The sequence below is a fragment of the Streptomyces sp. NPDC002896 genome, assembly GCF_040295225.1.
Taxonomy (GTDB): Bacteria; Actinomycetota; Actinomycetes; order Streptomycetales; family Streptomycetaceae; genus Streptomyces.
Genome location: NZ_JBEOVA010000080.1, coordinates 1 through 11,215, shown reverse-complemented (window position 1 = coordinate 11,215; position 11,215 = coordinate 1). Strand labels below are relative to the sequence as shown.

Annotated in this window: 16 protein-coding genes; 10 read left to right on the top strand and 6 right to left on the bottom strand. The window is 67.8% G+C overall.

The features are described 5' to 3' along the window. Positions 1-234 precede the first annotated feature (234 nt). Both ABT009_RS46895 and ABT009_RS46890 read left to right on the top strand, forming a co-directional pair. The gene (locus ABT009_RS46895; protein ID WP_351309443.1) at positions 235-729 is read left to right on the top strand and encodes a DUF6174 domain-containing protein; all 495 of its coding nucleotides are present in this window, start codon (positions 235-237) and stop codon (positions 727-729) included. Between the two features lie 49 nt (positions 730-778). Beyond that, positions 779-961, top strand: coding sequence for a hypothetical protein (locus ABT009_RS46890; protein ID WP_351309440.1), 183 nt, complete (start codon positions 779-781; stop codon positions 959-961). 59 nt (positions 962-1,020) lie between these two features. Here ABT009_RS46890 and ABT009_RS46885 read toward each other — a convergent pair whose 3' ends face one another. Then, positions 1,021-1,542: a hypothetical protein gene (locus ABT009_RS46885; RefSeq protein WP_351309437.1), complete on the bottom strand. Its 522-nt coding sequence runs from the start codon at positions 1,540-1,542 to the stop codon at positions 1,021-1,023. A 122-nt stretch (positions 1,543-1,664) separates the two neighbouring features. After that, positions 1,665-2,579 (bottom strand): IS982 family transposase, encoded by a 915-nt coding sequence (locus tag ABT009_RS46880; protein WP_351309433.1) that lies wholly within the window; start codon positions 2,577-2,579, stop codon positions 1,665-1,667. A gap of 70 nt (positions 2,580-2,649) precedes the next feature. Here ABT009_RS46880 and ABT009_RS46875 point away from each other — a divergent pair, with 70 nt between their 5' ends. Beyond that, positions 2,650-3,039, top strand: coding sequence for a hypothetical protein (locus ABT009_RS46875; RefSeq protein ID WP_037743720.1), 390 nt, complete (start codon positions 2,650-2,652; stop codon positions 3,037-3,039). A 115-nt stretch (positions 3,040-3,154) separates the two neighbouring features. Here ABT009_RS46875 and ABT009_RS46870 read toward each other — a convergent pair whose 3' ends face one another. Together ABT009_RS46870 and ABT009_RS46865 are read right to left on the bottom strand one after the other, a co-directional pair. Beyond that, the gene (locus ABT009_RS46870) at positions 3,155-3,427 is read right to left on the bottom strand and encodes a hypothetical protein (protein ID WP_351309429.1); all 273 of its coding nucleotides are present in this window, start codon (positions 3,425-3,427) and stop codon (positions 3,155-3,157) included. Then, the gene (locus ABT009_RS46865; protein WP_351309426.1) at positions 3,427-3,663 is read right to left on the bottom strand and encodes a hypothetical protein; all 237 of its coding nucleotides are present in this window, start codon (positions 3,661-3,663) and stop codon (positions 3,427-3,429) included. The genes ABT009_RS46870 and ABT009_RS46865 overlap by 1 nt, the downstream gene beginning before the upstream one ends. A 245-nt stretch (positions 3,664-3,908) precedes the next feature. On the opposite strand from ABT009_RS46865, the gene ABT009_RS46860 reads away from it, so the two are divergent. Continuing rightward, positions 3,909-4,259 (top strand): hypothetical protein, encoded by a 351-nt coding sequence (locus ABT009_RS46860; protein WP_351309423.1) that lies wholly within the window; start codon positions 3,909-3,911, stop codon positions 4,257-4,259. A 108-nt stretch (positions 4,260-4,367) separates the two neighbouring features. Here ABT009_RS46860 and ABT009_RS46855 read toward each other — a convergent pair whose 3' ends face one another. Continuing rightward, positions 4,368-4,844 (bottom strand): hypothetical protein, encoded by a 477-nt coding sequence (locus ABT009_RS46855; RefSeq protein WP_351309420.1) that lies wholly within the window; start codon positions 4,842-4,844, stop codon positions 4,368-4,370. Between the two features lie 345 nt (positions 4,845-5,189). Here ABT009_RS46855 and ABT009_RS46850 point away from each other — a divergent pair, with 345 nt between their 5' ends. From ABT009_RS46850 to ABT009_RS46840, 3 genes are all read left to right on the top strand, one after another. Next, positions 5,190-5,519, top strand: a complete 330-nt coding sequence (locus ABT009_RS46850) for a hypothetical protein (RefSeq protein WP_351309417.1) — start codon at positions 5,190-5,192, stop codon at positions 5,517-5,519. Positions 5,520-6,103: 584 nt separating this feature from the next. Further along, positions 6,104-6,760, top strand: a complete 657-nt coding sequence (locus tag ABT009_RS46845) for a hypothetical protein (protein ID WP_351309414.1) — start codon at positions 6,104-6,106, stop codon at positions 6,758-6,760. A gap of 18 nt (positions 6,761-6,778) precedes the next feature. Next, positions 6,779-7,723: an SMI1/KNR4 family protein gene (locus ABT009_RS46840; RefSeq protein WP_351309411.1), complete on the top strand. Its 945-nt coding sequence runs from the start codon at positions 6,779-6,781 to the stop codon at positions 7,721-7,723. A gap of 541 nt (positions 7,724-8,264) precedes the next feature. Here the strand turns inward: ABT009_RS46840 and ABT009_RS46835 are convergent. Continuing rightward, entirely contained in the window at positions 8,265-9,023 is a 759-nt protein-coding gene (locus tag ABT009_RS46835) for a DUF899 family protein (protein ID WP_351309408.1), read from the bottom strand. A 447-nt stretch (positions 9,024-9,470) separates the two neighbouring features. Here ABT009_RS46835 and ABT009_RS46830 point away from each other — a divergent pair, with 447 nt between their 5' ends. The 3 genes from ABT009_RS46830 to ABT009_RS46820 all read left to right on the top strand — a co-directional run bounded on the left by ABT009_RS46830 (position 9,471) and on the right by ABT009_RS46820 (position 11,083). Beyond that, positions 9,471-9,809 carry a YciI family protein gene (locus ABT009_RS46830; RefSeq protein ID WP_351309405.1) on the top strand — a complete coding sequence of 113 codons (339 nt, stop codon included), beginning with the start codon at positions 9,471-9,473 and terminating at the stop codon, positions 9,807-9,809. 70 nt (positions 9,810-9,879) lie between these two features. Beyond that, entirely contained in the window at positions 9,880-10,776 is an 897-nt protein-coding gene (locus tag ABT009_RS46825) for an IS5 family transposase (RefSeq protein WP_351309402.1), read from the top strand. 103 nt (positions 10,777-10,879) lie between these two features. Continuing rightward, on the top strand, positions 10,880-11,083 hold the full coding sequence (locus ABT009_RS46820) for a hypothetical protein (protein ID WP_351309399.1): 204 nt from the start codon (positions 10,880-10,882) through the stop codon (positions 11,081-11,083). Positions 11,084-11,215 lie beyond the last annotated feature (132 nt).

Here is an 11,215-nt window from a genome sequence, read left to right as displayed (position 1 = left end):
GGCTTCGGGGTCGTCGATGCTCTGAAGGCCGTCAAGTAGCGTCAAACAGCAGAGTGTCTCCGCAGGCCGGGGGCACCCGCCGCGTCGTCCTGGACGGACACGGACTCGACGTCAGGGCCCAGGTTCCCGCCACGATGCCGCCGCGGCCGCAATCCGCCAAGAGCAGCCGCATTACCGAACGTTCTTCGGCCGGCCGCCGTCATAGCGGTGACCGTCTTCGAAAGGACTGCCGACATGCCTGCGGTACATATCCGTTCCCATTCCGTGCCTCCTGTCGTGTTGCTGGGGGCATTGATGTGCGCGATGGCCGCCTGTGGCACCCAGTCATCGGTTTCCGGAGGGTCCGCTGAGGGGGCCAGGGCGAAGAGCGCTGAGGCTCTGACCAGCTGGGAGAAACCTTCGTCGTACACCTACACGCTCACGTCGAGTGAAGGGGAACGGACACTCATCGGCGCCTTCCAGGTGACCGTCCGGGACGGCAGGGTGGCGGAGGCGGTCGGCCTCGACGAGAGCAGTCGGCGAGTCGTGAAGCAGTCGCCCGCTGAAGTACCCACCATCGGCGAGCTGTTGGAGCAGCTTGAGCAGGCCCGGCACGACGAGGCGTACCGGGCCGAAGCGCAGTACGCGGACGACGGCCACCCGGTGCGGATCTCGCTCGACTGGGAGGAGAACGCGGTGGACGACGAGGCCGTGTATGTCATCAGTGGCTACGAACCGAACAGTCGCTAGTGGTTCCCCCCGGCCGCTGACTCCGTCGTATCGGAGTGCAGGGCTCAATGTGCCTGCTGCGAACACCCTGTCGCTGTCATGTCGGCTGCGCAACGCGAAGTCCGCCGGGATGACCGCTCCGGGCCGCAGCAGCTTCTGGTGGACCAGCGGCTTCCGGCCCGCGGACGAGACGACGATGCTGAGGTACCGGGTGGTGGTGGCTGGCCCCGTGGCTGCTGCTCACCTGATCTGAGTCTGCTGCACGAGCAGCGCCGGTGTGCTGCCTGGGCCGTGCGAATGCTGCGCTGCACATCAGACCCGCGGTGCAGCAGCCATGCAGCAGGAGGACGAGCAGCACCAGGAGCAGTCCGTGCATTCCGGGTGTACTAAGCAGCTGCGGCTACAGCTTGCGGGAGAGAGAGTCTCGCCGTATCCGAGGGGGCCCGTCGTCTGGTAGAGGTTGCCGGCCTCCGCGTACTCGGCTGCCATACGCAGCATCATTGTGAGGCTGTTCAGCGTCTCGCCCTCGCCGTCGGCCTTCGCCAGGCGGGCGGTCAGGAGGCGGTGTGCTTGACCGAGCGTCTCGGGCCAGGCACCGGCGTGCGTTGCCGGGTCGACCCCGGTCAACGGCGTGAGCCACAGGTCGGCATGCGACTGGAGGACCTGCTCGGTGGTCCGGTAGTCCAGCGCGGCCCCGCACGACAGCGTCAGCGGGTCCTCGGTGTCAGCCACGGTGCCGGGCCAGCCCGGCAATTCGTCGGAGTGCTCGGAGCACAGGAACAGCAGCCAGGCCGGCGCCCCGCCGGGTTCTGCAGCCGGGCCCTGTCGGAGCACGGTCGCCGTGCCCTTGCAGTCAGCGGGCGGCGCAGGGCGGTGAGCTCCCGGTCGGCGCTGAGCTGGGTGAGGCTGGTCGGCACTCGGGCTCCTTCGGCGGCTAGATGATCTAGTCCAAGGGGTCAGTGATCGTAGGCGATCAGTGAGCGTAGGACGGTTTGTCCGGTGGCGTCGTTGTGCCAGATCGCGGCGGTCAGCGCGAGGATGCGTTGCATGACGCGGGCTATGACACCTCCGGGTGTGCGCCCTCGGTGCCGTTCGAGGTCAAGCTGTCCCTTGAAGGTCTCGTTGATCGATTCGATGACCTGTCGCAGCGGCTTGAACAGGGCTGCGCCAGGCCGTTCCCGTTCACCTTTACGGGCAGGCCGCAGCAACTGGACTCCATGCTCGGACAGTTCGCGTTCGAAACCACGGCCGAAGTAGTTCTTGTCGCCGATGAGAGTCTGTCGGGGGCGCTCTCGCAGAAGCTCGCATTCGGCTGCCAGGAGGTCAAGGAGGGTCTCGCGTTCGTCGGCCTTGGCCCCGGTCAGGGCGAAGGCGATGGGCAGGCCCTGAAGGGTGCAGACCAGGTGCAGGCGCAGGCCCCAGAAGAAGCGGCTGTGGCTGGCGCAGTAGCCGTATTCGGCCCAACCTGCCAGGTCGGAGCGTTTGACGGTCTCGCGGGAGCGGCCGCATTCCACCGGGGTGGAGTCCACGACCCATACGTCGTCGCTCCACACCGAGGTGGTGGTGGCCAGGATCCGGTTGACGCTTCGCATCAGACCGGCGGCCTTGCGCAGCCGCTTGTTGTAGCCGGGCTGCTGGGACAGGTAGGGGAAGAGGTGGCGCAGGTGGGCACGGGCATGGCGGAGCCATTTGGCCTCGGAGGTGTAGCCGAGTATGGCCTGCATCGTGGCGAGGGTGACCAGTTCGGCATCGCTCAGGCGGGGCGTAATGCCGACCGGCGGGCGCCACGGCGCCAGGTCGGGATGCTCCTTCAGCACGTCGTCGGTCGTCGCATAGAGTGCTGTCGCGAGGGTGTCCACGTCGTTCGTCACAAAACGATCTTGGACACCCTCGTTCTCGTCTCCGCAGGCACCCCTTGGACCACACCACCAGGAGGAACCAGTGTCATACCCGCAACTGCTCACCCCCGAGGAGAAGCTCGCCGACGCGAAGAAGCTGTTGAGCCTCCCGCGTATCGTCGTGATCTGCGGCTCCACCCGCTTCATGACCGAGATGAACGAGGCCGATCTACGGGAGACCAAAGCCGGAAAGATTGTCGTCAAACCGGGCTGTGACATGAAGTCGCCGCACGAACTTTGGTCCGATCCTGTCGAGGCCGAGGCGCTGAAGGTTCGACTCGACGATCTGCACCGGGCGAAGATCCGGCTCGCTGATGAGGTGCTCGTAGTCGGCGACTACATCGGAGACAGCACCCGAGCCGAAATCGCCTACGCCCGGTCGCTGGGCAAGCCCGTGCGGTTCACGCACCCCGAAGTCGACCCTGACGCCTGACCGCCCGCTGCCACCTCGACAACCAGGGCCGGCAGCCCGCCGCCTGACCGTCTCGCGGTGGCTTCGGCCGCCGCCCACCCCACACCCTCCGCAGGCATCCCTCGGAATTGATCATCTAGACCTCGATGTAGGCGACGACCACGACGGTGCGTAGCGCGGTGACGAAGTACAGGACGCGCACCTGCTCTACTTCGTCGGCGTACTGGCGCAGTTGGGGGCCGGCGGTGTCGGCGGGGATCGGCTCACCGACGTCCGGGTCGACGGAGATGACGACCAGGGCGCGGTCCAGGGCGTGGACCTCCGCCTCGCTGGTGATGTTCTCCAGCTGCTTGGCGGCGGAGTCGGAGAAGGCGATCCTGGCGCGGCGTGGGCTGTGCCGCGGGGCCATCAGGCGACGGCCGGGCGCTGGGCGGCGAGGCGGGCGAGGTGGGCCTCGCGCAGCTCCTCCCACGGCGTGCACTGCTCGGGGTCGGGCAGGCCGTTGGTGGCGATGTCCTCCAGGACGGCGGCGAACTGGTCGGCGTTCGCGCGGGTCCTGGCCGCGTACGCGCGTACCGCGTCGGCGGCCGCGGGCTCCAGCTGCTGCCGGGCGGCGGTGTCGGCGGGGGCCGGCTGTTCGCTCATCGAGGGCTCCAAGGCGCGTGACTGGCGTGTCTCACCACGGTATCGCCCGGCCCGGGGGCCGGGGACCACTCTGGGCGAAACCGGCGCGCCCGCCGTGGAGGTGGCCAGCGATCTCGCCGCGCAGATCGGCGCCGCTGCCCGGTTCGTTACCGCCTATACGACGCCGTCCACTCGCTGGACACGCAAACCTTCGACATCGTCTACACCGGCTTCGGTGCACTGTGTTGGCTTCCGGACATTGACCGGTGGGCGCGGACAGTGGCCGCGCTTGTCGCGTCAGAGGCTTCCTCTACCTGGCCGAGTTCTATCCCTTCGCCGACGTCCTCGCTGATGACGGTCGCACCATCGAGACAAACTACTTTCACCGCGACCCGATCGTCGTGGACGCGCCCGGCACCTACGCCGACCCCAGCGCGCCAACCATCGCAACCCTGACGATCGAATGGCGGCACGGCATAGGCGATGTCGTCAGCGCCCTCATCGCCGCCGGCCTCCGCCTGGAGTTCCTGCACGAGCACAGCCGCGGTCACTTCCGCTTTCCCGCAGGACAACGCGTCCCACAGGTCTACTCGCTCCGTGCGGCGAAGGAGCGATAGGAGAAGCCGGGGCTGTCATCACAGCCATTCGTTGATGGCCGCTACGAGGCGGCCGTCCTGATCGCGGCCATCAACGAATGGCTGTGATCAGCACTTCTGAGAAACTGTCTAGCGGCCGACGGTACTCCAGTCAGCGGGTGCAGGCGCTACCGAGCGCCCCGCCGCATGCTCGCGGAGGCGCCGAGTCAATTCCGGTAGGTCGTACGCAGGGAAGCTCACCTGCAGCAGTTGCAGGCGGAATTGCGATTCCACCTGCTCTTGACGCATCGCAACGTCCATGGGCTTGACGTTGACGTCCCACGCGTCCGGAGCCGCCCAATGAGTCATCCGGACGTAGAAGGCGTCTCGTGGGCCAGCGTTCGCCACGGCCGAGAGGAAGGCAAGGCCGCTGTCGATCGGAAAGTCGATGAGCATCCAGCCATGACGGGACTCGACATATCCGGCCATATGCGGCAGCGTCTCCACCCAGCCCGCGTTGCTCTCGCCGAGGTCCTGGCAGCAGGTGAAGGTCTCGAATCCGCTGCGCCAGATCGCTTCTATCGCCGGCGCGAGCTGCTCGTCGATCTGCGCGTGACTGTGGCCCACCTTAACGAGAACCGTAGGTGGGTGGCTTCATCGGACATCATCGCACGAGCATATGGGAAGCGGAGGGGCGCCGATCCGCCGGTCCAGTCGGCTTCTTAAACGGGCTCTAGCGGTCGAAGAGGCGGATTTCGGTGGCGACGGTCTTCGCCAGCCAGAATCTTGCGGGGTCCGCGTGCTGGGGGTCGCCGAGCGGGCGGCGGGTCTGCGGGCCGTCCTGGTCCTGGTATCCCTCAGGCGGGCTGTAGAGCCGTGTTCCAGCGTCCCGTAGATGCCTGACGTTGCGCGCCTTCCTTGCTGGCTGAGGCGTCCCAGGCAGGTGCCTATGCGCTTCACGGACCTCATGCTGTGATCGTTTCGCACGCGGGCCGACAAGCTGAGGGGGACACACAGTCCCCCGGCAACGCCACCGGCCGCAGCGATATCGCCACGTTCAACCGGCACGTGGACCCGTCGCTGCTCATCGAGGAGCAGATGCGTGACTTCACCAAGCTCGAGGATGCCGCGAACGAGCGTCTGCTGCCGGGCGGTTCCCTCTTTGCCGCCCTGGAGCAGAAGCACGAGAGCCTCGTCGCGGCCGGCACCGCCAACGGGCTCGGCCGGCTGGCGTCGCTGCAGGCGGCGGCGCCTGGGTATGCGTGGTGCTCCCCGATGGAGATGATCTCGGTCGGGCGATGATCTTGGTTTGTGGCGTGCCGCAGCCGGGGCGCGGGAAACGGGGGACGTGCAGAAGGAACCGCCCGGCGGCGTCGCCACCGAGCCAGCCGACCATGGCCTCGGAGGCTCGCGCGGCGGACTGACCACCAACTGCACCTGACCGTCGAGCAGGGCCAAAGCCCATGTCCATCGTGAGCAGCGCGGAGACTCCCCGCAGTTCGAGCTCGTCCTGGGCCGCATCAGGGTGCCCCGACCCGGAGGACTACAAGGCTCGGCACGCTGTCGAGTGCGGCATCAACCGCTTCAAAACGGCACCGCGCCGTGGCCACGAGGTACGACTGTGAGGATGATCGGGTGCCGCTTCGGGCGGCGGTCTGGCCCGAGGTACGACTGGCTCTTATGCCCTGAGCTTGATCTGCCGACCGTCGTTCGAGGCGGTGCATGGGGACGTGGGGCCTTTCCAGCAGTGGCAAGGCGGCGGCCAGGTTGACGTGACCGTGTGGCCGGCAACCGGACGTACCCTTGCGCTGCCCTCCGATCTGCCGGTGACTAGGGCCGTGGCGGTGGACGGTGCAGCGTTGGCGATGAGCGGCAGGAGAGGGACTGTGACCTCGAAGGCGGCCAGACGGCGGTTCAGGAAGGCCGAACGGCTGAGGGCGTTCCGGGCATCGCAGCAGGTGGGGTCGGGAAAATGGGTGAATTCCGGCTCGGGGCGGCAGTTGAGGACGGTCGTCGCTGTCATGGTGTTCCTCGTGTTCGGCGTGTTGCTGAGCGCGTTCGGGGGGCTGATGTTCGCCGGTGCCGTCGGATTGTCCGGGACTTCGGGGCGACTGCACGTCGAGTCATGCGGGTCGGTGATCGAGTCCGGCAAGCCGGTCACGAGATGCTTCGGCGAACTGCGTTCGTCCAGCGGTCGGTTGGTGGATCCCGCCGCTGTCGTCCAAGCCGATGCCCGAGTCGGTGCCACGATCGCGGTACGTGACGAGCCGCTGGTTGGTCTCGAAACGCTCGGTTTCCGGGCGCTGGAGGGCTGGGCGACGGTGACGGCACTGGGCTTCCTCGTCCTTGACTTCGCGATACTTTTGGTGCTCGCCCTGCGCAGTAAGGGCCCGTTGCGCGTCTCTCGTGGTGTCAACCGGTCGGGTATGCGGTTCGCCACCGCGGCAGCCAGTCCGCGATCGATGCTCTGGCTCGCCGGGAGCGTGGCCGTCGGTGCGCTGGTCTACGGGACGGCCGTCCTGTGCGAACTGGTCATTTCCTAATGTTGGGAGCACCAGGCCGTGAACGTTGAGATCCCCCCGCGCTTACGCGACAGCGCCAGCCAGCTCGGGGCCGGCGTCCCCTACGCCCTGAAGGTCCTGGCTGGCCAGCTGGCCGACGACCCGGACATGGGCCAGCCCTCAGGTCTGCCCGGCATCCTCACCGTGACGGTCGACGGCGACCTGTTCGAGGACTGCCCCGCCCTGGCCATCGGCTACATCCGCGAGTCCGACCGGATCGAGATCCGGTACGTGAACCCGGCCCCCTCTGCCGAGTCCGCCGCGGACCCAGGACCAGGACCAGGACCAGGCCAGGACCAGCCTGCCGACTCTGCCGCCGACGCGATCACCGCACGGGAGATCGCCGACGCCTGGCAGCGCATCACCCGCTGGCTCCAGCACAACGCCCCCGACTCCCACGCTGCGCTCCGCGCCGGTGTGAGCCCCAACGCCATCACCGCCTTGGAAGAGGACCTCGGCATTCAAATACCCGCCGGCCTGCGCGCCCTGTGGTTTCTGACCGCGGGCGACGACGGGGTCGACGGCGCGGGATGCCTGCCCGGCAACCAGGCCCTGATGACCCTGGACGCCGTAGCCGCCTTCTACCGGCAGCAGATGGACTCTCAAGCCCACCAGGACACCCTCAACGCCCGCCGCCCCGAATACGACCGGATCACCGCGTGGAAGGCAGCCTGGATTCCGGTTGTCTCCTACGGCGTGGCTGACCGCACCTCGGGCCTGTACCTGGACGCCGCGACCGGCTACCTGGGCCGCTGGTCCCGCTACAACGAAGGCCCCAGCGACGAACTCGACACGCTGGTCACCTACCTGGAAGAGGCTGCCGACATGCTCGAAGCCCCGGCCCTGGCCACGCGGGACAAGCCCGGCCTGATCAGAGGGACGCTGGTGTGGCTCAGCAGCATCGACCCCGCGCAGGAAGACCGGTGGCAGCCCCTGACCGACTGACCACACACGGGAAGGGGGCGTTAACGCGGCTGACGTGCGTGAATGGTCCCGTTCACGGCTCCCGCGGGCCTGGTCGCTGACCCCGCCCGTGGTGTAGAACGATGCCGTGACGACTCAACCAACAAGGGCGATGTGGTGGGCCGAACTGGGGGTACTCCTCGCCGGGGCAGCAACGACCCTCACGGTGACCATGTTTGTGTTGTCGCTAGCAGCCGGGCACCACTCGGTTTCCCTTGGCGTTGGGCCCTCATCCGTGCTGCTCGTTCTGTCCATCGGTGTCGGCATATTCGGCAGCGGCCGGTTCAGGGCTTGGGGGTTGCGCCGCCGGGCTGCGTCCCTCGCCACGAGATCTTGAAAACCGTCGCGGCAGCGATGTCACCGTGGGTCCAAATCCCACACCCTCCGCACGTCGAGCGCCCCCGACCAGCATGAACGGTGGGGGGCGCTCCCCCTTTGCGATCTTTCGCGAGCGCCCGCTGTTCCCCGTGGTTCGCCGCCACATCGGGCACGCGACGGGCACGGCGCGCCTTCGGGCCCGGCTTCAGGAGCAGCAGCCCGAACTGCCCGTGCCGGCCTGTCCGTCGTGGAGGTCGTCGTCGTGCCCGGCGGCGATCCGTGCCCATTGCGCGGTCGGCCGCCCGTCCTTGCGGAACTGCTGACCGCGGGTCTCGTACGGCTGCGGCCAGCCCGGCGGGGAGTCCTCCCAGGTCTCCTGCCGCCCGTAGACGGTCATGTCGAGGATGCCGTACGACGGTGCCATGGGTTCGACGCCGCGGCCGGTGGTCCAGTACGTCTCGTAGACACGGTCCCCGTCGCGGAGGTAGCACGCCTTCATCCCGAAGTGACGGCCGGCGACGAGCCGTTCGTGCGACTCTGTGGGTACGGAGTACCAGGGCATGTCCCAGCCCATGAAGCGGCGGTAGCGGTCGGACTCCTCGTAGGGGCCCTGGCAGAAGACGGCGAAGGTGACGTCACGCTGGTGCAGATAGGACAGTTCGCAGACCTGGCCGGTGAAGAAGGTGCAGCCTTCACACTGGTCGGCGGCGGGGTGGCCGTCGTGCCACATGTGGTACGACACGAACAGCTGGGTACGGCCCTCGAAGACGTCGATCAAGGGGACGGGTCCCTTGCCTCCGACGAGCGGGGTCGAGGGGTCCACCTCGGTCGTGGGCAGGCGGCGCCGGGCGGCAGCGATCGCGTCGCCCTCCCGGGTGTGTGCCTTCTCCCGGGCGCGCAGGGTGTCGATTGCGGCCAGCCACTCCGTGCGGGAGACAACTGGCGGCGTGTTCGTTGCAGTCATGCCCGTACTGACCGGGGAGTCCGCGAGAACTCATCGTTCGACTGATCAAGACGGCCGAACGGAATGCGGACGCCTTCTCAGGTTGTCTTCGGCTTGGTGTAGTCCGGCCACAGGGCGACGATCGAGCCCGCGCATCCGGCCTGTGGGCCCACTGGGTCGACGCGGATGAAGAGGGGCCGCCGATTGTGGATGACTGGACAGCAGTCGGCTGCCTGCATCAGCAGCAGGTCGTCCCAGTGCCCGTTCGCGGCCGAGTCCGTCTGTTCCTGGCAAGTCTGCCCCTCGCCGGGGGGTGCCGCTGGGCACGCACCGGCAGACGCCGAGCTCCACGGTGATCCGCCACCTAGGGCCTGTTTCGGAAGCAAGGGGGAGTGTCGGTTCTGAAGGGAGGCGTTCGTCGTAGGGTGAGAGGCGGCCGAAGGAGGCCAACGGCCAAGGGAGCCATGTATGACGCGGTACCTGATCTCGTTCGATGACGGCGCGATGACCTTCCCCGAGGAGGAGTTGCCCGAGGTGGCCGAGGCCTCGCACGAGGTGGTGCGTAAGGCTCAGGACGCCGCTGTGTGGGTCTTCGGTGGTGGACTGGAAAGGCAGCAGGCGAGCGTCGTGGCCACCGACGGGACCGTTACCGACGGCCCGTACCCGGAGACCAAGGCGGTGCTCGGCGGGTTCTCGATCATCGATGTGCCCTCACGTGAGGACGCGCTGGAGTGGGCTGCCAAGATCGCTGCCGCGTGCCGCTGTGCGCAAGAGGTCCGGGAGATCATGCCCGACCCGACCGTCTGATCGAAGACGACCCGCAGCGCCTGGTTCGGAAGTGGCTTATGACCTGCGGGTTCGCCATTGCTGCGGGCCTGTGGGCGACGCGGTTGGGCGGCATGATCTGACGGACGAGGCGTGGGCGGTGGTCGAGGCATTGCTGCCGGTCGCAGGGTGCGGTTGTCCGGCGCGGAACCTGCGTCGGCAGGTCGACGGGATCCGGCACCGGGTCCGGGCGGGGTGCCCGTGGCGAGACGTGCCCGAACGGTATGGGCCGTGGTCGAGCCTGTATCGGGTGTTCCGCCATTACCAGCGCGAGGGCGTCTGGAACCAGGTCCTGGACGCGCTGCGGACCCTGGCCGACGGGGGCGGGCAGATCTGCTGGGAAGTCTCGGTCGACTCCACGATCACGCGGGCGCACCAGCATGCCGCTGGCGCCCGACGGGACAGCGCCGGGCAGAAGGAGCCGCCAGGGGTTGAGCCCGCCGATCACGGGCTGGGTCGTTCCCGGGGCGGGTGGACCACGAAGATCCACGCGGCATGCGAGCAGGGGCAGAAGCTCATGGGGATGGTCGTCACCGCCGGGCAGCGGGGCGACAGCCCGCAGTTCGCCGCGGTGCTCGACCAGGTCAGGGTGCAGCGTCCCGGCGGGGCCGGGCGGCCACGGACGCGCCCTGACCGGGGCCGGGCGGATAAGGGGTATGCCTCAGCGGCCAACCGGCGCCAGCTTCGTCGGCGCGGGATCGCCGCGACGATCCCGGACAAGAAGGACCACCGCGCCAACCGGCTGGCGAGGGGCTCGAAGGGTGGGCGGCCACCGAAGATCGACTACGAGGACTACAAGAAGCGTCACGCGGTGGAGTGCGTGTTCAACCGGCTCAAGCGCAACCGGGCGGTGACCACGAGGTTCGACAAGCTCCAGGTCCGCTACGAGGCGACCGTGATGGTCGCCGCGATCGACGACTGGGTCACCGCCGTCGTCCGGATGGGCTGAACGCCGGCATCCTGGGGCGCACGCGCTCCCAGCCACCGCCGCACTACGCCGACACCGAGGACGGCGGCTACGCCGAGGACCCGGCCACGTCGAACGACGGAGGATGCTCAAGGACCTGAACAGCACCGACAACACGTTCTTCGTCATCTACCCCGACGACGAGACCCTCGACTGGTCCATCTCGGTCCACACCCGCCACGATGCCCCGGGCGGCTATGAGATTGAGCGTCGCGACGCAGCCACCGGGCAACACGATACGACCGCCGAGGCCGACCACGTCACGATCGTCAACGAGGCCCTGACCTAGATCAGGCACCGCTGACCCGTTCCGAAACAGGCCCTAGCTTGATCTTTAACCTGTGCGGCGGGGCCGTGGGGTAGTTGACTTCTTCGTTCGCTGTTTCGCTGGCTGCGTCTTGCGGGGTGTGTGCACGTCGTG

What these genes read in the sequence shown, in the direction of transcription:
- ABT009_RS46895 (WP_351309443.1), top strand. Translation starts at nt 235, where the DNA reads ATGCCTGCGGTACATATCCGTTCCCATTCCGTGCCTCCTGTCGTGTTG.
- ABT009_RS46870 (WP_351309429.1), bottom strand. Translation starts at nt 3,427, where the DNA reads ATGGCCCCGCGGCACAGCCCACGCCGCGCCAGGATCGCCTTCTCCGAC.
- ABT009_RS46865 (WP_351309426.1), bottom strand. Translation starts at nt 3,663, where the DNA reads ATGAGCGAACAGCCGGCCCCCGCCGACACCGCCGCCCGGCAGCAGCTG.
- ABT009_RS46835 (WP_351309408.1), bottom strand. Translation starts at nt 9,023, where the DNA reads ATGACTGCAACGAACACGCCGCCAGTTGTCTCCCGCACGGAGTGGCTG.
- ABT009_RS46830 (WP_351309405.1), top strand. Translation starts at nt 9,471, where the DNA reads ATGACGCGGTACCTGATCTCGTTCGATGACGGCGCGATGACCTTCCCC.
- ABT009_RS46820 (WP_351309399.1), top strand. Translation starts at nt 10,880, where the DNA reads ATGCTCAAGGACCTGAACAGCACCGACAACACGTTCTTCGTCATCTAC.